Genomic DNA, 24908 nt, shown 5'->3' on the forward strand with positions numbered 1-24908 from the left:
ATGATTAAGAATTACTTTAAAATAGCATGGAGAAATCTGATTAAAAGTAAGTCATTCTCCTTTTTAAACATTCTAGGATTATCTGTTGGGATGGCTTGTAGTATACTAATCTTACTATGGGTTCAGAACGAGGTCAGCTATGATACTTTCCATAAGGATTCGGACAGAACATACCGCCTTATTGTCAACTCCAGTGACTTTTATACCGCTGTTTCTTCTGCCGGTATGCCGGTTCATTTGGCAGATGAGTTACCAGAAATAGAATCTATGGTAAGAATCACAAAATTCGAAAACGTCTTTTTTGATATAAACAACACCGTTCATGAAGAAGAGCATTTCATGTATGTAGATTCTAACTTCCTTAGCTTTTTTGACTTTCCTCTTTTAAGCGGAAATAAAAACACGGCTTTAACAGCCCCTAATACCATTGTTTTGACAGAGTCAATTGCTCAAAAATACTTTGGAAACCAAGAAGCTCTGGGCAGGACGCTTAAGCTCAATAACCAAACTAATGTTGTTGTTTCTGGCGTTTTAAAGGGCTTACCTCCCAACTCTCACTTTAAGTTCAATATCATCTCTTCTGTGGCTTCTATAGCCGAAAGCAATCCCGATTTTAAAGAGAGAAGATGGGGGAATTTCAATTACTACTCTTATTTGAAAATAAATAAAAATGTTAATTCTTCAGAAACTGGCATAACAGATTTAGCCTCTAAAATTAACGATATTGGCCATAAGCACATGGATAATACTGTATTCAATTACAGATTACAACCTTTAGAAGACATTCATTTATACTCTGATTTACAACTTGACGTGGCTGGCCATGGGAATGTGCAGTATGTGGATATTTTCTTCATTATTGCCTTATTTATTTTGGTGGTGGCATGTATCAACTTCATGAATTTGGCTACGGCTCGTTCCGCCAAAAGGTCAAAAGAAGTAGGGCTTCGCAAAGCTATTGGTGCAGAAAGAGGCCAACTTATCAGTCAATTCCTCAGTGAGTCTATTTTGATTTCCTTAGTCTCTTTATTGGTCGCCATTGCTATTGTCTTTCTTACGCTTCCTTATTTTAATGAAATTGCAGGAAAAACACTAAGTATAGACGTTTCTGATGCCAACTTTTGGCTAAGCTTATTTGCGGTGGTTTTGGTTACAGGTTTGTTTTCAGGAAGCTATCCAGCCTTATACTTATCGGGTTTTAGCCCAGTGAAAGTTTTACGAGGTAGCAAAAAAATGTCTGGCGGTAATCTTCTATTTAGAAATAGTTTAGTGGTTACACAGTTTATCGTTTCTGCGGTATTAATAGTAGGCACTGCAGTGATTTATAATCAGCTGAGTTTTATAAAAAACAAAAACTTGGGTTTCGATAAAAGTAACATCGTAATAGTTCCTTTTCATGGCGAAATAAGAGATAAACAAGAAGCCTTATTAGCTGCATTGCAGCAAAATCCACTGCTAGAAAACCACAGTATATTTAATGAGTTGCCGACCAACTTAAGTACGGGTACTACAAATATTATTTGGGACGGGAAAGATGAAAATGACGGTCTTGTAGTTCCAAATATGAGAATGGATGCTAATTTCATTAAACTCTTTGATGTAGAAATTTTAGCGGGTAGAGGCTTTAGTGATGATTTTGCAGAAAGCAATCAAAACTTCATTGTCAACGAAACCCTCATGAAGCTCATGGGGCATGATAAGAATACGATAATTGGTCAAAAGCTAAACTGGAATGAGGCAGACGGAATAGTGGTGGGATTAGTGAAAGATTTTCACTTTAAGCCTCTCCAATACGATATAGAACCTCTGGTGCTAAGAGAACAAAAATATGGCAAATATTTAGCCATTAAAACTACCCTAAACCAAACGCAAAACACCATTTCGGCATTAGAGGATATTCATGCCAACTTAAATCCGGCGTTTCCGTTTACCTATTCATTTTTAGATGCTGACCTAGAGCACCTTTATGATGGTGAACAGCAAATGGGTCAGATATTTAATATTTTCGCCATACTCGCCATTTTCATTTCATGCCTTGGTATTTATGGCCTGTCCGCTTTTATGGCGGAACAAAGAACCAAAGAAATAGGCATCAGAAAAGTACTTGGAGCCAGTACCGCAGGACTGGTCAATTTGATGTCTAAAGACTTTGTTAAACTGGTTTTTATAGCTCTAGTCATTGCCGTTCCACTATCCTGGTACTATCTAAATCAATGGCTAAGCGACTTCGCCTACCATATCAGCATTTCTTGGTGGATGTATGCACTTGCAGGAATTTTGGTCCTAGGAATCACATTGCTAACAGTGAGTTATCAAGGAGTTAAAACGGCTCTTTTAAATCCTGTAGACAGTTTGAAAAGTGAATAATTAAGGTTCTCGACTACGCCCGACCTGACACTTCGAGAAAAAAAATAAATTATTATGATAAAGAATTACTTTAAAATAGCCCTCCGAAGTCTTAAGAAAAACAAGGCTTACGGTATTATCAATGTTCTTGGGTTGACCCTGAGTATTGCTTCTGGAATTTTACTTTTCACATTTATCAATTTCCATTTGGACTTTGATTCTTTCCATACCGATTCAGACCGGATATATAGAATAGTTACCGAACAAAAACGTGATGTCATTTCCTACCAATCTTCCGTGCCTCCTGCTTTAGGAGTTGTGCTTAGAGAAGACTTTGATTTTGACGAAAGTATAGTAAGAACAGTCAAGTTTGGCGATGCCCAAATCACCTATGCCGACAATAAGAAAATCATGGAGGATGCTGGTATCTATTACGCAGAATCTGATTTTTTCAACATCTTCAATTTTCCTTTTCTAGAAGGTTCTTTAACCCAAGAGTTTGAAGAACCAAACAAAGCTTTTTTGACAGAAAGCGTTGCTAAAAAGTATTTTGGTGAAGCCTCTGCAGCCATTGGTCAAACGCTAAAAATTGACAATACCGACCTAGTAACCGTCATTGCCATACTTAAAGATATTCCTGAAAACACATTCTTGAAAAATGACATTTTCGTTTCATATGCTTCTTTAAAAAAGGATGAAAACTGGTATGTAGCGGCCGACTCTTGGGGTGGAATTTCCTCTAGTCTTCAGTGCTTCGCAAAACTTAAACCAGGTGTAAATCCAGAGCAAATAGAGGAAGCCATGGCTCCTTTTCCTGCCAAATATAGGCCTGAAAGCTCCAATATTCACACTTATCAAATGCAGCCAATTAACGACTGGCATTTTAATGCAAACTATAATGGCCCTATGCCTAAAAGAACACTTTGGGTCTTAGGGATTATTGGTCTTTTCTTGTTGGTATCTGCTTGTCTAAACTTTATCAATTTAGCCACCGCACAGGTAATGAACAGGCTTAAAGAAGTGGGTGTTCGTAAATCTTTGGGAAGTCGTAAAAGTCAACTTTTTGGTCAGTTTTTAACGGAGACAGCCATTATAGCCTTGAGTGCTACGGTTATTGCTCTTGGGCTAGCCGTGTTGATGCTGCCACAGCTAAATCAGCTTTTTGACACCAGTATTGGCACTGCTCAAATGCTAAATGCTAAACTCATTGCTTTTGTTTTTCTTGTTTTTACATTAGCATCCTTGGTATCTGGCACCTATCCAGGAATATTGCTCAGTAAGTTTGAGCCAGTAACGGCTCTTAAAGGAAAGCTGAATAATGTAAATGTTGCTGGCCTAAATCTTAGAAAGACACTTATTGTAACACAGTTTATGATATCGCAAGTCTTAATTATTGGCATGCTGGTGATAGTAAAACAAATGCGTTTTAATCAACAAAAAGACCTTGGTTTTAACAAAGAAGCCCTAGTAATACTGCCCATCCCTAATGGGCAAGAAGCAGCAGATAAAAGAGCTTTCAAAGAAAGGCTATTAAATCAATCTTCCATTCTTAACAGTACTATTTGCTTTACCGCTCCAGCCTCCAATAGTAACTGGGGTACAAGTGTTAAATTTAAAGGAAAAGATGAGCAGGAAGATTTCCGAATGAACGTAAAAGCAGGTGATGAAGATTATTTAAAAACCTTTGGTTTAGAACTAGTCGCTGGTCGCAATCTTAGACGCTCCGACACCCTGAATGAAATATTGGTCAATCAAACTTTCTTAAAGAAAATGAACTTCGCTTCTCCTGATGAAGCCATTGGGAAATACATGGAAGTTGCTGGAGAAGAAGCCATTCCAATAGTAGGTGTAATTAAAGACTTTCATGACCAAAGTATGCATAGCGACATATCTGCCGTAGGAATAGGCTCACATCAGGATGTCCTATTCTCATACGCGGTGAAATTAAACCCTGCCAACATGAGCGATGGCTTAAAGGCCATAGAAACAGTTTGGAATTCAGCTTATCCTGACAATGTTTTTACCTATGAGTTTTTGGATGAAAACATCAAAGAGTTTTATGAAACAGAGCAACGCTTACTTTCATTGATTCAGCTATTTACTGGTATTGCTATATTTATTGGAGCCATGGGTTTATTCGGATTGGTGTCTTTTATGGTAGAGCGAAAAACCAAAGAAATTGGGGTCAGAAAGGTTTTAGGCGGTTCCGTGGCCAACATCCTATGGATTTTTGGAAAAGAATTCACCATTTTGATAGGTCTTTCCTTTGTCATTGCCGCCCCACTGGCTTGGTATCTTAGCAAAGCATGGTTACAAGATTTCACCTTTAGAGTACCCATTGGTGCCGAACTCTTTATTGCAGCTTTAGTTTTGACGGTTTTGATAGCCACCGTATCGGTTTCTTTTAAGGTTATCAGAGCGGCATTGGTAAACCCCGTAGTTAGTTTGAAAACAGAATAATGAATTAATAAAAGCTATAACAATTATGAAAAACAATTTAAAAGCAATTGCACTCGGAGCTCTCTTATTAATAGGAACAGGAAATAGCTTCGCTCAAAAATCAGTTAGATATTTTGATAAGCTTACGGTCAATCCAAATATTGAAGTAGTATTTAAGCAAGGTGCTCAAGAAAGCGTGGAAATAGAACATGCCAATATTGACAGAGATAAAATACTGATTGACGTTTCTAACGACAGATTAAAGCTATCTATCAAAGGCTGGAATGATAATGACAAACACAATCCATATCATGGCACTAAAGCTACTTTGGTGGTAACTTATAGAAACATTGAAGAGCTAATTTTAAAAGGTGACCAAGAGATTACATTTAAAGATAAATTAAGTGCAGAAGACTTTAAACTTAATATCTATGGCGACTCTGAGCTGTTTATAAACGAAGTAGACATTCTCTCTTTGGAAAGTAAAATCTATGGTGACAATACATTAAAAATTAAGTCAGGAAGTATAAAATACATGGATTTTACCGTTTATGGCGACTGTGAAGTAAACACCATGGGCATGGCTAATTATCAAACAAAAATCATGGCCTTTGGCGATGCCGAATTTGATGTTCATGTTTCCAACCATTTAAAAGTAAATGCTTTAGGAGATGCTGACATCACTTACAGCGGAAATCCAAAAGTGAGTAAGGGACTTTCATTAGGCGACACCTCCATTAGAAAAGCTAGATAGGCTAAAACTATGTTTAAAAATTACATCAAAATTGGCTGGAGGAATATCCTCAAAAGCAAAGGGTCTTTTGCGATAAACATCGTTGGGCTTTCTACTGGTTTGGCCTGTTTTATTCTCATTGGACTATGGGTAAAAGATGAACTGAGCGTAGATAAGTTTCATGAAAACGATACGGAGCTTTATCAAGTAATGGAAGTTCAGGAAGCCAATAACGACATTTCTGTAAATCCAGACACCCAAGGATTACTGGCAGAAACCATGGCTAAAGACCTCCCAGAAGTAGAAAAAGCAACTACTTTCTTTTCGCTAGTAAATGAAGGCTATGAGTTTAATCTAAAAACGCCCGACAATAAGATTGTTAAGGCAGGAGCCATTTTTGCCGACAAGCCTTTCTTTGAAATATTCACTTATCCACTTATTCAGGGGAATGCTTCGCAAGTTTTTGACCAAAAAGAATCGGTGGTAATCTCAGAAAGTTTAGCCCAAAAGATGTTTAACTCTACCGATGTTTTGGGTAAAACCATTGACTGTAGTTTTTTCGGCATGAGTGTATTAGCTAAAGTTACTGGCGTCATGAAAGATGTGCCAGCCAATAGCACCATGAAATTTGATTTTGTGCTTACCAAAGGAACCCTCTTTGACATGGTACCAAACTTCAAGGAATGGAGCAACGAAGGCACAAACACCTTTTTAACATTAAAAGAAGGGACTAATATTGACGCTTTCAATGCCAAAATCAAAAACTTTGTACATGCTTATAGCAACGATACCCGCTTTACTGCTTTTGTAAGACCTTATTCAGATGCCTATCTGTATAACAATTATGAAAATGGAGTTCAGGCCGGTGGACGGATTAATTACGTCAAACTCTTCTCTGTTATAGGTATTTTCATTCTTATTATCGCCTGTATCAACTTCATGAATTTGAGCACGGCTACCGCCTCAAAAAGAGAAAAAGAAATTGGTATTAAAAAAGCGGTAGGCTCTTCCAGAGGAAGTTTGATTATTCAGTTTTTGTCAGAATCTGTCATGACCGTTCTTTTTGCTCTGGTGGTGGCTGTGTTTTTGGTTTTGATACTGTTACCACAATTCAATGAAATCACCGACAAATCTATTGCTCTTGACATAGACCTCCTCACGGTTATTTACCTTATTCTTGGAGCTGTCATTACAGGTATAGTTTCAGGTTACTATCCTGCTTTTTATCTTTCAGGAATCACGACCATTGGCATTTTAAAAGGTAAAGTAAAATCTTCTTTTAGTGAACTTTTGGCTAGAAAAGGGCTGGTTGTTTTTCAATTCTCCATATCGCTTTTTCTTATTGTAGCCGTGCTCGCGGTATATAATCAGGTACAGTTTATTCAAAACATGAACTTAGGTTATGACCGAGAAAACGTGCTCTTTATAGAGCGAGATGGGCCTTTAATGGAAAAGTCGGAAGCATTTTTAAACAGAGCCAAAGAGCTTCCAGAAATCATAAATGCCTCTGCTATTCAAGGGGCCATTGCTCAGTCTGGCGACAACTCCAATACCTCAGGACTCGACTGGCAAGGACGCGACCCTGAAGTAAATCTGGTTTACGCCATCAAAACCGTAGACTATGACTTAATAGAAACGTTAAACATAGAAATGGCAGAAGGCCGAAGCTTCTCTCGTGAATTTGGAGCGGAAAACGAAAACCTAATATTTAATGAGACCGCCATTAAAGCCATGGGAATAGAGAACCCAATAGGGAAAAAAATTAACATGTGGGGCGAAGAAAAAACCATTGTAGGAGTAACAAAAGACTTTTTCGCAAACTCCATTCATGAGACTATCAGACCCATGATTTTCCGATTTTCTCCAGAACGAACTTCACAATTTGTCTTTAAAATTGCCAAAGGAAAAGAGGCCGTGGCAATAGCAAACCTCGAAGACCTTTACAATGAGTTTAACACGGGTTACCCGTTCAATTACTCCTTTATGGATGATAATTATCAAATGCTCTACGCCTCAGAACAGCGAGTAGCCAAACTTTCTCGCTATTTCGCAGGATTAGCCATTCTTATTTCATGCTTAGGATTATTTGGACTAGCCATGTTTAACGCTAAACAAAGAGCGAAAGAAATAGGCATCAGAAAAGTGTTAGGAGCCTCGGTGGGCAAAGTCGTTTTGATGCTTTCTAGCGATTTTGTCAAATTAACGTTAGTGTCGGCTTTTATAGCTTTTCCCTTAAGTTGGTATGGTATCAATAAATGGCTAGATGGCTATGCATATAAAGCTGAGCTCAATTATTCGGTGTTTATCTACTCGTTTATAGGTATCATCTTAATCACCATTTTAACGGTGAGTTATCAGGCCATTAAAGCTGCCTTAGTAAATCCTGTGGAGAGTTTAAAGAGCGAGTGAGCTCTTTTTCTCAAAAGACAAAAAGCATTATAAATTCTATACTTCATAACTTGTCCGAAAGCAAACCAAAATGTTCGCTTTCGGACATTTTAACTTTTAGCCACTTTACATAAAAGACTAATTAACAGCAAACTAATAGACATGGCACGGTGTGTGAAATTAAACATGTAATTGTACAGCACATATTTAAACGCAGACCAATCATGTTAAAGAACAATATTAAAATAGCATGGAGAAGCCTTAAAAAGTCTCCTTTTTTCACCTTCCTAAATACTTTCGGTTTAGCTATCGGTATGGCTGGTGGGCTACTTATTGGCCTCTACATTTATGATGAGCTAAGCTTTGATGACATGTTTGCCGATGCCGACAGAATTCATCGTTTAAATGTTGACATTAAATTTGGCGGACAAGCACAAGAGTTTGCGGTAGCTGTACCACCAATGGCAGCAGCCTTAAAAAACGATTTTTCCCAAGTAGAAGAAACCACAAGATTTAGAACTTGGGGAAGTATGCTTGTAAGGAGACCCGAAACCACAGAAAATCAGAAAGAAGAACAAAGCACCTATGCTGATACCAACTTCTTAAGTTTCTTTGGTCTGGATTTATTAGAAGGTGATGCGGCTACTGCCCTTGTACAACCAAACACTGCAATTTTAAGTGAAACCGCTGCAAAGAAATACTTTGGTAATACCTCCGCCATAGGCAAAAGTATCCTTATCAATAATGAAGAAACCTTTAAAGTAACAGGCGTAATTCCTGATTTACCTAAAAACTCTTTCTTAAGAAACTACAGTGTTTTTATGGCCATGGAGGGCTATGAAGAGTCTAAAAGCCAAGAGTGGGGAAGTAATAACTTCAATACATTCATCAAATTAATTCCGTCTGTAAATGCTGCAGATTTTGAAGAGCCTCTTCAAATTATTTTTGAAAAATACATGGTGCCTTGGGCTGCCGCTTTTATGCCAGGTCTAAACCGAGAGCAATTTGAAGCCGAAGGAAATTACATCAAATACAGCACGGTAGCTTTAACCGACCTCCACTTAGCCTCTAACAGAGTGGCTGAAATGAGCACCAACTCCGATAAGCAAAACATTTATATTCTTTCTTTCATAGCCTTGTTTCTGATGACGTTGGCTTGTGTAAACTTCATGAACCTATCTACTGCCCAGTCTTTAAAAAGAGCTAAAGAAGTAGGCGTAAGAAAGACACTCGGTTCTAGTAAATTTGGCTTAGTTAGACAGTTCTTAACAGAGTCAGGACTTATCTCATTTCTATCTTTACTCCTGGCATTAATAGTAGCCATTATAGCCTTGCCTTACTTTAACGATTTGGCGGGAAAAGAAATGACCATCCCATTTGCCAATCCATTATTCTGGCTCACCATAATTCTAACAACACTCTTTCTTGGTCTTTTCTCTGGTAGCTATCCGGCTTTCTTTTTATCAAGATTTGTACCTGTGAAAGTATTAAAAGGCGGAGGACAAACGAACATAGGTGGTGGAAACATCAGAAATTCCCTGGTTGTTTTTCAATTTGCTATTTCTGTCTTTTTAATCATAAGTACTTTGGTCGTATTTCAGCAGTTAAAATATATTCAAAACAAAGATTTAGGCTTCCAAAAAGACCAGATGCTCATCATTGATGATGTTTATGCTGCAGGTACTTCTGTAGAGTCTTTTAAAGAACAAGTTGCCAACTTAGGTTTAGTAGAATCTGCCACGCTAAGTAGCTTTTTACCTACTCCATCAAACAGAAGTGATAATGGATTTGAACTAGAAGGCTCTGGAGAAGAAAACAATTCCGTTCAGATGCAAAGCTGGGCAATAGACCACGATTATGCCAAAACATTAAACTTAGAGATGGTGGCAGGACGCTTTTTTGACAAATCTTTTAGCACAGATACAAGCGGAATTGTTGTCAATGAAACAGCTTTGTCTATTTTGGGACTAAGTCCCGAAGAAGCCATTGGAAAAAGACTGACCACTGGCGTAGGTATTGAAAACCCAGAATACTCTACCATTATAGGTGTGGTGAAAAACTTTCATTTCTCCTCTTTTAAAGATGACATTGCTGCACTAAGCATGCATATCGGAAGCTACGCGAACAAACTCACCGTAAGATTAAAACCTGGTGATTTTAAAAGCACCATAGCCGAAATTGAAGAAAAATGGCAAGCTGTGGCTCCTGGGCAGCCTTTTAATCATTATTTCATGGATGATTCTTTCAATAATACTTATGAATCAGAGCAGCGTTTGGGAAGTATCTTTTTCACTTTCACCATTTTGTCTCTATTAATCGCTTGCCTTGGCTTATTTGGTTTAGCGGCCTTTAACGCAGAAAAACGTACCAAAGAAATAGGCGTAAGAAAAGTGATGGGAGCCAGCGTAGGTCAAATAAGCTACCGACTTACCATCGACTTTCTGAAGCTAGTGGGTGTGGCTATTTTAATAGCCTTGCCTTTAGGCTGGTTTATCATGAACAAATGGCTTGAAGACTTCTCCTACAGAATTGATATTCCGATTTGGATTTATGCACTAGCGGCAATCTCTGCCATTGTCATTTCAATTTTGACCGTGAGCTATCAAAGTATAAAAGCCGCTGTGGTTAATCCTGTAGAATCTTTAAAGAGTGAGTAGTTCCTGCCTTCGCTCGAACTGGCAATCATTACAAAAGCATTAATCATGATTAAAAATTATTTCAAAATAGCTTTCAGAAACTTATTGAAATATAAGTTTTTCTCATTCATAAATATTGTGGGTTTAGGTATTGCAATTCCGTTTGCCTTACTCTCCTTACTACAGCTGCAAAGCTCTTTTGAATTTGATAATTGGCATCATGACAGAGACCGCATTTTCAGAATAATCACTGACGAGACCTCTGAAGGTGGAAGCAAACAATCTTACGCATCCTCTCCATTCCTTTTGGCTCAAAAAATGAATGAATATCCAGCCGTTGAAGTTAGTACACATGTATTACGTGACTTTGGCTGGGAGCTCAGTAATACGCTAAAAAGTAGCGGCGTAAACACAATTTTTGTTGATACTTCATTCTTCCAAGTCTTTAACTTCCCTTTGGAAAGTGGCGTATACCCAACCGAGCCTAACACACTTGTGCTAAGCCATGAAAAGGCCGAATGGTATTTTGGAGATGCCAATCCTGTAGGCAAATCATTGGAACATGTCACGCATGGCGAATTTAAAATAGTTGGCGTGCTAAAACCTTTTAAACCCAAAACGCAATTTAAGTCGGATATAATGCTATCCATGACCACTTATGAGAATCAAAACCCTATTAGCGATTTAAGGAAAAGTTGGGGCCAACTGAATTCACATACCTTCATTAAACTTTTTCCAAATTCAAAACCGGAAAGTATTCAAAATTCGCTTTCTAACTTAGAAGCCGAAGTCAATAATATTTTTTCAGCTGACACACAAAAGTCTTTGGCTTTCAATCTTCAAAACTTTGCGGACATCTCTCCAGCTATCCAAAAACTGGAATTTAACCCCTATGTAGAAGACATGCAGGATATCTACTTCAATTTCAGTATTCCCTTAATGATACTACTTCTTGCAGGTTTTAATTATACCAATCTAACTTTAGCGAGGTCCTTAAGTCGCTCTCTAGAAGTGGGCGTCAGAAAAGTAATGGGAGCAAAAAGGTCTCAATTAATTTACCAGTTTCTTACCGAAGCCATTATCATTTCTCTTTTATCTCTATGTTTAGGTCTTTTAATTCTTGGAATTATGAGGCAGTACATTCATGTACAATGGATAACTTGGGAAGTTGACAACACCTATTTAGTTTATCTATTATTCTTCTGTTTTGCCCTCATCTTAGGCTCTGCGGCTGGAATATTTCCGGCATTAATCTTATCAAAATATGACCCTGCTAAAATACTGAAAGGCTCTATTGGTCCTTCTTCCTTAGGGAAATTCAACTTTAGACAAGTACTCACTGTCATACAGTTTGTGGTAACACTTGTCTTCGTTTTTCAAATTGGTCATATGTACAATCAGTTTAATTACATGGCAAATGAAAATGACAACTTTAATAGGCTTGGTATTTATAATTTGACACTAAAAGAAGGAATTGACCGAAACCTTGAAAAGAATTTGAACGAGTTAAAGGAGGTTTCACAAATAGGATATACCTCACAAACTTTCGGAAATCTTCCGGCAGAATCTGGCATTAAACTAAAAGAAAAGGATGATAATACCCTTGCTTATTATTACGCTGTTGATAATAATTTTGTGGAGAACATGCACTTGGAAATTATTGCTGGGCAAAATATTCCTGAAAGCCATTCCGATTCTGCCAGTAGTTTTGTTTTGGTCAATAGAAATGCATTGAAAAGACTAAAAATAGAAAACATCAATGACGCCATTGGCCAACAAATAATCTTAAATGATAATCAGCACGTTCAAATCTATGGTGTAATAGAAGACTTCTGCAATTTCAATTATCAATTTGAAATTCAGCCAAATATTCTGCAGTTCAATCCAAGCATGTTTCATATAGCCAGCTTACAAACTAGTAGCGTTGAAAATCAAAAAGGTTTTGAAAAAGAAATTGCAGGAATTTGGTCTAGTTATTACCCATTTGACCAAGCCGTTGGCTCTTGGCTAAGTACTGACCTTTATGAAAGATATTACCCATCAGAAGACATGAAAGTAATGGCTTGGGCTTGTGGAGTAATCTTTTTGATAGGAATAATGGGGCTAATGGGTATCCTCACCTATTCCAGTCAAAAAAGAGTCAAAGAAATTGGAATCAGAAAAGTAATGGGAGCTACTATTTCACAAGTAACAGCTCTAATGTCTTGGGGTTTTGTGAAGCTACTACTAATTGCTACCGTTATAGCCTTACCACTTGGTTGGCTTGCGGGCTATTTTTTCACCAACTTCTTATTCACGTTTAATAATGGCATCAACTACGCTTACATGGCTGCCCTTGTTTTTTCCATCATAGGTATTGCGGTTTGCCTAGTTTTTACCTCTGCCTATAAATCTGCCATTGCTAACCCTACAGACACATTGAGCAATGATTAACCTTAAGAAAAATCAAATATCATGATAAAGAATTATTTTAAAATAGCGTGGAGAAATATCAAAAACGATAAAATGTTTTTTGGTATCAATATGCTTGGTTTAACCGTGGCGTTTCTTGTGGCCATTGTTCTTTTTTTATCGGCTCACTTTGAGTTTTCGTATGATAATTTTCAGGCCAATAAAGAACAGCTCTACAAAGTATATCATAAAATAAATAGACCAGAAAAGACGGAACTTAGTACGGCTATGCCCTACCCAAACCAACCTGCTCTAAAGGCAGAGTTCTCGGATGAAATAAAATATACCAGTAGAATTTTAGATGGCGGAATGTACCTTGAAAAAGGGGATAAACACTTTGACTTAGATGTCAATTTTGTAGACGAAGACTATTTTGAAATGTTTTCTTTTGACATGCTAAAAGGCAGCAAAAAGTCTGCATTAAGCCAGCTAAACAACATTGTTTTAACCCAAGAAACCGCTAAAAGTGTTTTTGGCGAAGCGAACCCAATAGGAGAAACGGTTATGGTGAACTTTGGTGCGGGCTCCGTACCGTTTACGGTCAATGGTGTCACACAAAATGCCCCAGAAAACTCCTCCATTGAGAATCAGAACTTAGTAAGAATAGAAACCTACCCAGGCTACAAAGCAGAAAAAGATAACTGGAATTCGAAAAATCATGACTTGTACATCCAATTGGCCAAAGGCATCAATTACACAGACTTCGAAAAAAGACTAAAACCATTTACCGAAAAATATTACCAAGAAGACATAAGCTTTGCCAAAGAATCAGGCTATGCTGGTGACAAAAACGGTGATATAATCACCACCAATTTATTACCTTTTTCTGAAGTTCATTTTGACCAAGAAGTTGGCAACCACCCTACAGACCCATACTATCCTTATATTTTATTGGCCATTGCCTTTTTGGTCATACTCATATCGTCCATAAATTTCATAAACCTCTCTATAGCCAAAGCCTTCAAACGCTCCAAAGAAGTAGGTATGCGTAAAGCTTTAGGAGCTACTAGAAAACAGCTCATTTGGCAATTTTGGAGCGAAGCTCTTATAACTTACAGCATGGCTTTTTTACTGGCATTGGCTGCCGCATTAGTGCTAATTCCAGAAGTAAATGCTCTCTTAAATGGTCATTTAGCGTTTAATCAACTTCTCCAAGCAAGTGTATTGATAACCGTTTTACTAAGTTTTGTGCTTATCACGGCATTGGCCGGAGGCTATCCTGCCTTAATGGTCTCAAAGTTTGAAACAGTAGCCGTTTTAAAAGGCAAGGTAAAATCTAGCATGATAAAAGGTGGCTTAAGAAACTCCCTGATTGTGGTTCAATTTACCATATCAATAGGTTTGATAGCGGCCACATTTGTTATCTGGAATCAAATAAATCATTTACAAAACAAGCCTTTAGGTTTTGACAAGGAACACGTCATCAGTATTCCTGTTGGAAACAGTATTGACGGCTATAATTTATTAAACTACTACAGAAATGCACTTGCTGGCGAGAGTCAAATTCAAAGTATTTCTGGCTCTGACGGTAACTTAGGAATAGGAAAAGACAACAGCAGTATGTCTTCCATTTTTGGTTTCACCCAAGAAGACAAGAATATTCAAACCAACGGACTCAATGTAGATTTTGACTATATAGAAACCATGGGTTTAGACCTCATTGCTGGTAGAGGTTTTGACAGAAAATACGCCACAGATAGCTCAGAGGCCTGCATTATAAATGAAGCCATGGCAAAACAGCTTGGCGGAATAGAGGGTTTGGTTGGAAAAAGATTGGACCTAGACGAAGGCAAAACCATCATCGGCATAGTAAAAGACTACCACTTTGAGTCGCTTCATAAAACGGTAGAGCCATTAACTTTGTTTTTCAATAAACCTTTCGGAATTTCCTATGTGTTGGTAAGAACGCTTGGCGACAGCCCCGCAAAAACCATGAAGCTGCTAGAAGAGAAACACCAAGCTTACGCACCGCAAGCTCAATTTCAAGCTTCATTTTTGAATGAAAACACCAACAATCAGTATAAAAAAGAACAGAAGTTTGCGAAGATATTTGTGACCGCCGCCAGCATCGCTATTCTTCTTTCTAGCATTGGGCTTTTTGCCATTGCTTTGATGGTAATTAAAAACAGAACCAAAGAAATAGGTGTAAGAAAAGTCTTGGGTGCCGATACTCATACCTTAGTGAGTTTAATGAGCAAAGATTTTCTGGTATTAGTGGTAGTGGCTATTTGCATTGCCTCTCCCATTGTTTATTATACCATGAATTCTTGGCTAGAAAAATTTCCGTATAGGGTAGATGTGGACTGGAAAGTGCTGACTTTGTCTGGTCTTATGGCTATTCTAATTGCCTTTTTTACGGTGGCATTTCATGCCGTAAAGGCTGCGAATATGAATCCTGTGAAAAGCTTAAAGAGTGAATAGTTCTCGGCTTCGCTGGAACTGACAATTAGCAAAAAACATCAATTATGATAAAGAATTATTTTAAAATCGCTTGGAGGAACCTTATCAGAAATAAGATATTCAGTTCTATCAATATTTTGGGATTGTCGCTTGGCTTAGCCGTGGTGATGCTCATTACGCTGTATGTTAAAGATGAGCTAAGTTATGACCGTTTTCATGCCCAAGAACCTAGGATATTTAGAGTAGTTAATGATTGGTATAGTCCAGAAGGGAGTAAAGGTGGTTCTGATAGCAACACAGGAAACCCGCAAGGCCCTATGTTTCAGGCAAATGTGCCTGGCATAAAGGATTATGTAAGAGTTAAAGGCGACTATCGTGATATAAAGTACAACAATGATGTAGAGGGTTTTGAAATGTTAAATGCCGACCCTTCTTTCTTTTCTATTTTTAGTTTTCCTCTAGTTTATGGCGATGCCAAAACGGCATTGAAAGAACCTAAATCCATTATTCTTTCTGAAGAAAAGGCTTTACAATTTTTCGGCAAGAAGAATGCTTTAAATGAAACCTTGGAGATAAAAGATGGCGAAAATTTTGAATACTTCACCGTCACCGGAATTACTAAAAAATCTCCGCAAAACTCCAGCATAAAGTTTGATATGCTGACGCCCTATGTACCGGAAGATTCGCAGGATGAAGAGTGGTTTGCCTACTTTCTTAACACTTTTGTGGTTTTAGAAGAAAACTCCAAAAAAGAAGAAGTAGAGGCCTCCATGCACACCTACTACGAAAAAGAAACCGCACAGGCGTACAAAGAAATGCTGGAAATGTATGGCGATGAAGGCAAAACGGAATACCTCCTTCAGCCTTTAAGAGAGATGCATTTAAGCACCGATTATGTGGCACAAAATGGTCTTAAAGACAGTAGCAATCCCATGTTATCTTATCTCTTATCAGGAATTGCTATTTTTCTACTATTCATTGCCTGCATTAATTTCATCAACCTAACCATTTCACAGTCACTCAAAAGAGCCAAGGAAATTGGTCTTAGAAAAGTAGTGGGTGGCGACAGGAAACAGCTTATTTATCAACTTCTTGGTGAGTCCTATTTAATTGGATTTTTCGCTTTTGTGCTCGCCATATTATTGGTTAATCTATTCTTACCAACGTTTAATAATCTGGCCAATAAAGCCCTTTCCTTCAACTATCTTTTAGATGCCAAACTTGTTGCCATTTACATTTTCACTTTTCTGCTTAGCTCCACGCTGGCTGGTTTTTATCCTGCTTTGGTTTTAAGTGCTCAAAACCCAGTCACCTCCCTTTATAACCGATTCAAACTTTCGGGGAAAAACTATCTTCAAAAATCACTGGTAGTGGTTCAGTTTTCTTTAGCTGGCTTTTTAATGGTGCTTTCTCTAACAGTGTATAATCAATTCAATTTTCTTGTAAACAAGGACTTGGGCTATGACGACAAAGACATAATTGAGGTCAATTTTGGTCAAAATATTGACAAAGAAAAGGCCAATATTTTTAAAGAAAAACTCCTTCAAAATGCAAACATCAAAGAGGTTGCTCCTAAAAACAGCGGTGGTTGGTTTAAATCGGCTAAAGTAAATGGGGAACAGAATCTAAATTTCGCCTATGAAACTATTGATGAGGCCTATATTCCTATGTTAAAACTTGGTCTTAAGGAAGGACGAAATTTCTCAGCAGAGTTTCCGGCCGATGCATCTACCAAAGTTTTGGTAAATGAGACTTTTGTAAAAGAAGCTGGTTGGGAAGAACCTCTAGGTCAAACAGTAAACTTTTGGTATAGCGATAATGAACAATACACCGTGGCGGGTGTCGTAAAAGACTATCATTTTCTTAGCCTAAATCAGAAAATTCGACCACAACTTTTCACAATGCAACCAAACGGTTTTGGTATGGCAAATATTAAAATTTCCCCAAAATCTGAATCGGCTAGTTTAGCTCATATTGAGACAACTTATAAAAATCTATTTCCAAGAAATTCGTACTCTTATCGTTTCAAAAACCTAGAGAATATCAAGGCCTATGAAACGGAAGCCAAATGGAAACAAATAACCTTTATCAGTACTTTGTTAACCATCTTCATTTCCTGCATCGGTCTTTTCGGACTTGCCTTGCTTTCTGCCGAAAGAAGAAACAAAGAAATAGGCATTAGAAAAGCCATAGGAGCGTCTGTCATGAGTATTGTTACCCTTCTTTCCAAAGACTTTCTTAAACTCACGCTTGTTTCTCTTTTCATCTCATTGCCTGTGGCCTATTTTGCTGGACAAAAATTTTTAGAAAACTATCCTTACAGAGAAGAAATGCAAGCTTGGATATTCCTTGTTGCTGCACTTGCAGCCATATTGGTAGCCTTGTTTACGGTGTCTTATCAAGCCATTAAATCAGCCTTGGTAAACCCTGTGGAAAGCTTAAGAAGAGAATAAAAAATGTCAAAAGAATAGAGCTTCCTAATTAACAAACTCTGTAATCCTAAAAAATTAATGCTAAAAAACAACCTTAAACTCGCCTGGAGAAACCTTACTAAGAACAAACTTTACACCGTCCTTAATGTATTGGGGCTGGGTAGTGGAATGGCCATCGCTATTTTGATAGGACTTTGGCTACAAGACGAACTTAGTTTCAATAAATATAATGCCTCTTATGACCACGTAGCATTATTACAGAAAAACAGACATTATAATAATCAAATTTCCACCGAAGCCTCAAACCCTGTTCCTTTAGGTGCTCAGCTAAGAAGTCTTTTCCCTGATGATTTTGACGAGGTGGTAGTTTCTTCTTACGGTGGCGAACGCTCACTGCGAGTAAATGACAAGACCATTACCAGAAGAGGTCTTTTTATGGAAGAGGGTGGCTTTGAGGTTATGGGTTTAGAATTAATAGAAGGCTCCGCCCAAAGAAAACTGCCTCCAAATGCTGTTTACATATCAAAATCTGCTAGTGAAGCTTTATTTGGAGAGGAATCTGCCGTAGGTCAATTGGTCAAAATAGACGAAGACGTGGATGCCGAAATTTTAGGCGTTTTTAAAGACTTACCACAAAACGCCACTTATAAAAGCATTTCCTATTACGGCTCTTTTGAAATGTATGAAAACATGGAAGAATGGGTAAAAAAATCACATGACGACTGGTGGACCAATGCTTTTCCTATCTATGTCAAAATTGCAGAAAATGCCGATTTTGATGCCGTATCGGCCAAAATTAAAACAACGCTTGTCGACGCTTATCCAGACGTTTCAAATCCAGAATTATTCTTATACCCAATGTCCAAATGGCACCTGTATCCAGAATTTAAGAATGGAGAGCCGGTAGGTACAGGATTGAAAAATGTTTGGCTATTCGGAATTGTTGGCGTTTTGATATTGTTTTTAGCCAGTATCAATTTCATGAATTTGAGCACTGCTCGCTCCGCAAAACGTTCTAAAGAAATAGGCCTTAGAAAAGCCATAGGTTCTTTTAGAAGTCAGCTAGTTTATCAGTTTTTTACAGAAACTTTTTTGGTGGTTTTTCTGGCACTTGTAGCTTCTTTACTCATTACAGCACTTCTCCTGCCTACTTTTAATGATTTATCATCAAACGCCCTCAGCATTCCTTGGACAAACCTTTGGTTTATCAGCTTACTGCTAGGTTTCTTCATATTAACAGGACTGCTTTCGGGAAGCTATCCGGCTCTTTATCTTTCGTCTTTTGACCCTGTCAAAACCCTAAAAGGCAAAGTGCTTGGCAAAAAGCGTGAATCCTATTTTAGAAAAGGGCTTGTGGTGCTTCAGTTTGGCATTTCCATTACACTAATTATCGGGACTATTTTGGTTTACCAGCAGATAGAGTTTGGCAAGAACAGACCCATGGGCTACGACCAAAACAATCTAATTTACTTTCAAAAACGTGCCGAAGACTTAAAAGGGCATTTTGATGCCATGCGAGAGAATTTGATAAAATCTGGTGGCGTATTAGAAATGTGTGAAAGCTCTGGTCCCATTACAGATATGTGGAATATTAACAAAGGCTTTCAATGGCAAGGTAAAAACCCGGAGTTAAAACTAGAATTTATTACACTGGACATTACGCCAGAGTTTGGAGCCGTGAGTCAATGGAATATTTTAGAAGGAAGAGACTTCTCTCGTGAGTTTAGTACCGACATGGAAGCTATGATTTTAAATGAAGCTGCTGCCGCTCAAATAGGTTTTGAAAACCCTGTCGGTCAAATTATAAATTGGCGAGAAAAGGACTTTACAGTGATAGGAGTAAGTAAAAACCTAGTGATGGAGTCTCCCTTTGAAAAAGTGAAGCCAACCATCTTTACAGCAAGACGACGTAATATGCCTTTCGTTTCTATGCGAATGAACCCAGATTTGAGTGTTTCGGAGTCTATCAGCCGAGTAGAAACTGTTTTAAGAGGTTTCAGCCCAAATGGCGATTTGAATATCAAGTTTGCAAGTCAAGTAACTGGCCTAAAGTTTAAGAGAGAAGAGCAAGTGGCCAAACTAGCTGCCGCACTTTCAATCATGGCTATTTTCATAAGTTTCTTAGGCATTTTCGGTCTTTCGTCTTTCATGGCAGAGCAGCGAAGCAAAGAGATTGGTATCAGAAAACTATTGGGAGCATCGGTGAATAGCGTGATACAGTTGATGTCAAAAGATTTCGTGATTTTGATTGGCTTAAGTTGTTTGGTAGCTTTTCCAGTGGCTTATTTCTTTATGAAAAACTGGCTTTCCAAATACGAGCTACGAGCAGATTTATCGCTTTGGGTATTTGCCGCCGTAGGTTTTACCATTTTTGTCATGACCATGCTAACCGTAGGTCTCAGAACGGCTAAAGCGGCTTTGGTAAATCCTGTGGAGAGTTTGAAGGGGGATTAATACCTGTATATTAAAAAATAAAATCATGTACAGTTACTTACTCCTTTACTAGGAAAACTCTTTATCTCGTCGAGTAGAATACGTTTCATCCCAAAACATTAATGCCTTAAATTCCACGCCATCACTATAAACAAAATATTTCCTGACTTTTTGGGAGTAACTTTCCTCTAAAGATATATTATGAGGGTTTTTACCAATTATGTGCGAAACTAACCAGACTATTTCTAAATCTTGCTCTTTTAAGAGCCTCTCCAGCCTATCAGAAGCTGCCAATAAGATTTCTTGATGTTCAGTGTTTACATCCCTATTTCTTGAACTCATTCTAATATTTTTAGCAACAAAATCGTTTTTCAAATCAGTAAAAGTAAGCGATTGATCAACTTTTGATATTTTAAGCTTATCTCTCATATACTTTGATGGCATCATGACAAATTCACCCGTATTATAATCTTTAGATTTCGTTATGGTATAAATCATAGGTTCTCCTTCGCCTGATCTTGTTGGGAGATAAACGCTACTTACCTCGTCCTCTATCCAATTCATCCACGTTAAATCAAAAACGTTCGAATCCTTAACTTCTGAAGGCCAAGATTTTAGAGAATCAATATCGAAAGAATCCAACCAAGAATTTTCTATTTCCGAAAAGAAACTTAGCACATCACTTATTCTATTCTTGTCAAGTAAAAATGCCCTTGCATTAATTGAAGTATTTATGGTCTGTGATGAGTTACTAAGCTTAATGTAGTGAAATAAAGAATAGCAATCTTTTTCACTCCCCTCTCGTAATTTAAACTGAAAAGATTTCAACCAATTCTCAAAATTAATACTAGGCTCCTCCTTAACAATTCTATCAATTTCAGCAATTACATCAGCTTCCATTCTAATTTCAGGCGATAACATTTCCTTGATATGCCATTTCGAATTTCGGCTTCTATAAGCCGCCAGTTGGCCATCTAAACTAAAAAAACTAATCCCAAAATTATCTATATTAATAATTTGATGATAGCTATCAACATACTTATAACCATCATCATACAGGTTTGCAGGTAAGTATTCAGCTAAATATCCTCTTATATAGTGTACCGCAATCCAAGTATATTTCTCCTCTTTGGTAAATACTTCACTTTTCCGTCCATGAGTAGCATTTGTACTGCTATTACCCTTCATTCTATCGAAACCTAAATTTTTAATATATGCCAATGCCACTGCAAGTACCCAATTGCTCGTAGATAATTCAAAATTGTTATACCTTTCTCTATACAGTTTTATTAATTGGAGTGCTTGCTCCGAACCTGAATCCTTTCGCTTACCGTTGATATTAGTGGGGTATTCTAAAAACCCTTCATATGCTTTTGGTAACACGTAGTATTCCAAATCATGTACAATTGGGTACGTTTCTAATAGCTCAAAACTTTGATCCTCCTCATCTAAATCCAATAATTCAATCTTAGAACCTGTATTCGAAGGTTTACTTTTTTCAAAATCCTCTTTTGATATTAAATTCAAATAAAATGCTTTGAAAACAACAGTTTGGAAGCCCGCTCTAACCACCACGTTGTAATTCTTTTGTCCTATCTCATTAAAGACATTATCAATTCCCCAATTGGCCAAAAGCTTTATATCGCTTTCTTTTACTACAAACCCCGCAATATTATGAGCTATAGCCGCTAAACCTTCTTGAATCAATGGATCTTTACAATAAAATATTTTTTCAAGTAGGAGGACAAACTCTTCCACATTACCCCTAGCCCAAATGGCCAAGGATGTTGAAGCCACTTCCTTTAGTTCCATGTCAATTGTTGACAATGCCCATGCCATTACCAGTGGACCTTGATTATGCTTATCAGTAGAGGAAACACTAAGTGAAGAAGCTGCTTCGTATGCATCAAAACCTCTTGTTTTAAGTGTTTCTATAATATTTGACCTTTCATACTGATTTCTCTTTTTCTCACTTAACGAATAAAGCTCCTCTGGATCTAAACCAGACCAAATCTTATCTCTCTCAAATGAATTTGAAAAAGCCAGGAGATAATCGTGAAGAAATTCCGCACCAAAATAAGCTCCCTCTACATGAACAGAAGGTAAGATTAGATTTTGGAGAAAATCATTTAAAGAAAACGTATCAACACTCATTTTAGATAAGACAACATCATGATACTTTCCAACCTTCTCTTTATCACCATGAATTAAAACATGCATTTGAAGCTCAAATATGTGTTTGGAAGAAAATCCTGTAATAAGATATTCATTTTGACCAATGAGCTTACCTGTTTTATTAAAAACCTCCAAAGAAATATTTTTAACAATCTCAGTATTCAGATCTGAACTAAACCGAAATTCGAAAGCCATATCAAATGCATCCCTTGGTGAAATTGGTAAAGCGTTATTGAATTTCTCAGGTATTGCACTTAATTTTCCCGAAAGAATACCTTCAACAACCATTTTTGACAGAACTAAATCAACAAGTGACTGATAACAGATAGAATAGAAAACTTCAAAACGATTTAGTGGTGAACCCTCTTTTAGCTTTTTTTCACAATAAAGTACTCCGTGTTCAACAAAGCTCTCTATCAAAATATCACATTCTTTAGGGCTTAAATAATCTGCACCCAGAAGTATAATGCTTTTCAGTTCTTCCTCGGATACTTTATCTAATTCATAAAGCTTATTACAAATAGTATCCAGACTATCTAATAAAGGTTCCTTCCAGCTAGACAGCTTACCTTTAATCAATGAGTGATTTAAGAATTCTTCATTCATCACTTCTAACTTGTCTCCCAAAAGCTTATTACTCGCCGTAACTATTTCATCAGAACTCAAAAGACTTGAATCCCTATACTTCTCGCAGAAAAGTTTAAGTGCAAAAAGACTATCCAAACCACTAACTTGGTCCAGAGATTCAATGCTAATTTTATATTCTTCAAAATATAATGGAGCCACATCTGCTACTGATACATCTCCAAGTCCAATTCGAACTATATCGTCCTCAAATTCGATCCTACTCTGACCAGTTGTATAAAAAGTGCCACGAGCACTAAAAATAAATCTAAGCTTTGAATACCTCTTGCATAAAACAAGAGTTTCATTTATTCTGTCTTCCCATTCTTTCTGATTTAAAATATCCTCTTCAATACCATCAACACAAATAATTACTTTAGAGTCTTCAAAGTTTTGCTCATCAGGTGAACCACTCATCCGCATATGATCATTTCTAAAAGCAGTAGATTCTAAAGCGTTTAATATCTCATAAATACTCCAATTGCTACAATTTAACTCATCAGAGAGCATTGCCTGCCAGCTTTTAACCCGAGCCCCTTTAGCCTTAATAATCAAGGCAGCTGAGCCATTCAAAAGGTGAAAATCCGTAATCTTAGCTAAACCTGCAGTTTTTCCGGTCCCCGGTCCTCCAGAAATCAAAAGCTTTTTCGATTTTCGCGGAGTTTGAAAACGTTTCAGATAGTTTTCTAAATCGTGTTTATGAATGCTATCCAAACTTTGTATTAACTCTGGAAGAATATTCAACTGTAAATTCGTCGGATTTAATTCTTCTAAAGAAGTTTTAGTCTTCCAGAGCGGCACCTCCTTGGCAACTATTTTAGGAAATGTTTCGATCCCATTTTTAACTTCCAAAAACAAAACCTGAAAGGCTTTAATAAACTCATTAAAGTTCTTTTGTATTACACAAAGTCTTTTATATAGGAAATTCTTTTCAGAAGTCGATTTAAATGCATCTATAATAGCTATAGAGTCTCTTAGGTCTCCGATTACCTGTCTTAAATGCTTAAGGTGTTTGTTTCTAATAATCTTACCATATACTAAAGCATCATATTCTTTAAAAATCTGTCCCTCCTTGGTCAGTTGAGGTACATATTTTTCTTTAAGCCAGCCTTGCTTTTGTAATTCGAATTTATCTTTTAATAAATTTATGGATATGACCTCATTTTCAAACCAATACTTGGCAATCCCTTCGTTCTCAGGTTTCTGGATTTGTTCCAAAATTCCATCTTCAAACCACCATATGATATTTATACTTGGGTAGCTCTTTTTTATATCGTCCCTAAATTCTTCTATTCGCGTCTCTTCGTCCTTTATTGGCTTCCCAGCTTTGGTACTTTTGATATTCTTTTTTGAACTAGTATTATGTGGTATGCAAATAATGTAATCTACTATTTCACTTCTTATTTCAACAGCTGTTTCTATAGACTTTTTAATTTGTTTAAACTCGTTGCCATTTAGTGGTTGTAAAAACCACTTAGCCTGAATTCCATAAACAGAACCATTCTTAGCTAACCCATAAGCCTCTATTCCTCCATCCCCTCCAGCTCCATTTAATACTCTAAATTTCACTAAATCACCTCCTAAACGCTCAAGCAGATAAGCTTTAAAAAGTTGGTTGCAGAGGCATTCAAATGCTTTCTCTTGGCTTTGATTGTAGGTATTAAGGTTTTTGATATTCATTTGTCAAAAATCTCCGCCTTGAGGTTGTAAAAGGCGTTACAGTTTGATACATAATTAAAATAACATTGAAATCATCAGTTTCCTCTTCAAAATCAGTATTTTTTTATATAATTAAAGACCTCCATAAATTGTAGTAACTTGTACATTTTATATTCAACCCATTCTTCAATC

The 24908-nt window shown here is 37.2% G+C and carries 10 protein-coding genes; 9 read left to right on the forward strand and 1 reads right to left on the reverse strand.

The features are described 5' to 3' along the window. The 9 genes from AC0L6O_RS21720 to AC0L6O_RS21760 all read left to right on the forward strand — a co-directional run bounded on the left by AC0L6O_RS21720 (position 1) and on the right by AC0L6O_RS21760 (position 20279). Entirely contained in the window at positions 1 to 2367 is a 2367-nt protein-coding gene (locus tag AC0L6O_RS21720) for an ABC transporter permease (protein ID WP_473305328.1), read from the forward strand. Between the two features lie 54 nt (positions 2368 to 2421). Further along, positions 2422 to 4806, forward strand: coding sequence for an ABC transporter permease (locus tag AC0L6O_RS21725; RefSeq protein ID WP_473305329.1), 2385 nt, complete (start codon positions 2422 to 2424; stop codon positions 4804 to 4806). A gap of 25 nt (positions 4807 to 4831) precedes the next feature. Further along, a complete protein-coding gene (locus AC0L6O_RS21730; protein ID WP_473305330.1) occupies positions 4832 to 5539 on the forward strand; it encodes a head GIN domain-containing protein in 708 nt (235 codons plus the stop codon). A 9-nt stretch (positions 5540 to 5548) separates the two neighbouring features. Further along, the gene (locus AC0L6O_RS21735; RefSeq protein WP_473305332.1) at positions 5549 to 7927 is read left to right on the forward strand and encodes an ABC transporter permease; all 2379 of its coding nucleotides are present in this window, start codon (positions 5549 to 5551) and stop codon (positions 7925 to 7927) included. Positions 7928 to 8130: 203 nt separating this feature from the next. After that, positions 8131 to 10563, forward strand: coding sequence for an ABC transporter permease (locus AC0L6O_RS21740; protein WP_473305334.1), 2433 nt, complete (start codon positions 8131 to 8133; stop codon positions 10561 to 10563). A 45-nt stretch (positions 10564 to 10608) separates the two neighbouring features. Next, positions 10609 to 12975: an ABC transporter permease gene (locus AC0L6O_RS21745; protein WP_473305335.1), complete on the forward strand. Its 2367-nt coding sequence runs from the start codon at positions 10609 to 10611 to the stop codon at positions 12973 to 12975. A gap of 21 nt (positions 12976 to 12996) precedes the next feature. Further along, positions 12997 to 15414 carry an ABC transporter permease gene (locus AC0L6O_RS21750; RefSeq protein WP_473305336.1) on the forward strand — a complete coding sequence of 806 codons (2418 nt, stop codon included), beginning with the start codon at positions 12997 to 12999 and terminating at the stop codon, positions 15412 to 15414. Positions 15415 to 15458: 44 nt separating this feature from the next. Then, entirely contained in the window at positions 15459 to 17846 is a 2388-nt protein-coding gene (locus AC0L6O_RS21755; protein WP_473305338.1) for an ABC transporter permease, read from the forward strand. A 57-nt stretch (positions 17847 to 17903) separates the two neighbouring features. Next, positions 17904 to 20279, forward strand: coding sequence for an ABC transporter permease (locus tag AC0L6O_RS21760; RefSeq protein ID WP_473305339.1), 2376 nt, complete (start codon positions 17904 to 17906; stop codon positions 20277 to 20279). A gap of 48 nt (positions 20280 to 20327) precedes the next feature. Here the strand turns inward: AC0L6O_RS21760 and AC0L6O_RS21765 are convergent, their stop codons facing one another. Continuing rightward, positions 20328 to 24737, reverse strand: a complete 4410-nt coding sequence (locus tag AC0L6O_RS21765) for a hypothetical protein (RefSeq protein WP_473305340.1) — start codon at positions 24735 to 24737, stop codon at positions 20328 to 20330. Between the last annotated feature and the right edge of the window lie 171 nt (positions 24738 to 24908).

This window comes from Arcticibacterium sp. GJ41-1 (genome assembly GCF_055808875.1).

What these genes read in the sequence shown, in the direction of transcription:
- AC0L6O_RS21730 (WP_473305330.1), top strand. Translation starts at nt 4,832, where the DNA reads ATGAAAAACAATTTAAAAGCAATTGCACTCGGAGCTCTCTTATTAATA.
- AC0L6O_RS21765 (WP_473305340.1), bottom strand. Translation starts at nt 24,737, where the DNA reads ATGAATATCAAAAACCTTAATACCTACAATCAAAGCCAAGAGAAAGCA.
- AC0L6O_RS21755 (WP_473305338.1), top strand. Translation starts at nt 15,459, where the DNA reads ATGATAAAGAATTATTTTAAAATCGCTTGGAGGAACCTTATCAGAAAT.
- AC0L6O_RS21735 (WP_473305332.1), top strand. Translation starts at nt 5,549, where the DNA reads ATGTTTAAAAATTACATCAAAATTGGCTGGAGGAATATCCTCAAAAGC.
- AC0L6O_RS21720 (WP_473305328.1), top strand. Translation starts at nt 1, where the DNA reads ATGATTAAGAATTACTTTAAAATAGCATGGAGAAATCTGATTAAAAGT.
- AC0L6O_RS21740 (WP_473305334.1), top strand. Translation starts at nt 8,131, where the DNA reads ATGTTAAAGAACAATATTAAAATAGCATGGAGAAGCCTTAAAAAGTCT.
- AC0L6O_RS21760 (WP_473305339.1), top strand. Translation starts at nt 17,904, where the DNA reads ATGCTAAAAAACAACCTTAAACTCGCCTGGAGAAACCTTACTAAGAAC.
- AC0L6O_RS21725 (WP_473305329.1), top strand. Translation starts at nt 2,422, where the DNA reads ATGATAAAGAATTACTTTAAAATAGCCCTCCGAAGTCTTAAGAAAAAC.
- AC0L6O_RS21750 (WP_473305336.1), top strand. Translation starts at nt 12,997, where the DNA reads ATGATAAAGAATTATTTTAAAATAGCGTGGAGAAATATCAAAAACGAT.
- AC0L6O_RS21745 (WP_473305335.1), top strand. Translation starts at nt 10,609, where the DNA reads ATGATTAAAAATTATTTCAAAATAGCTTTCAGAAACTTATTGAAATAT.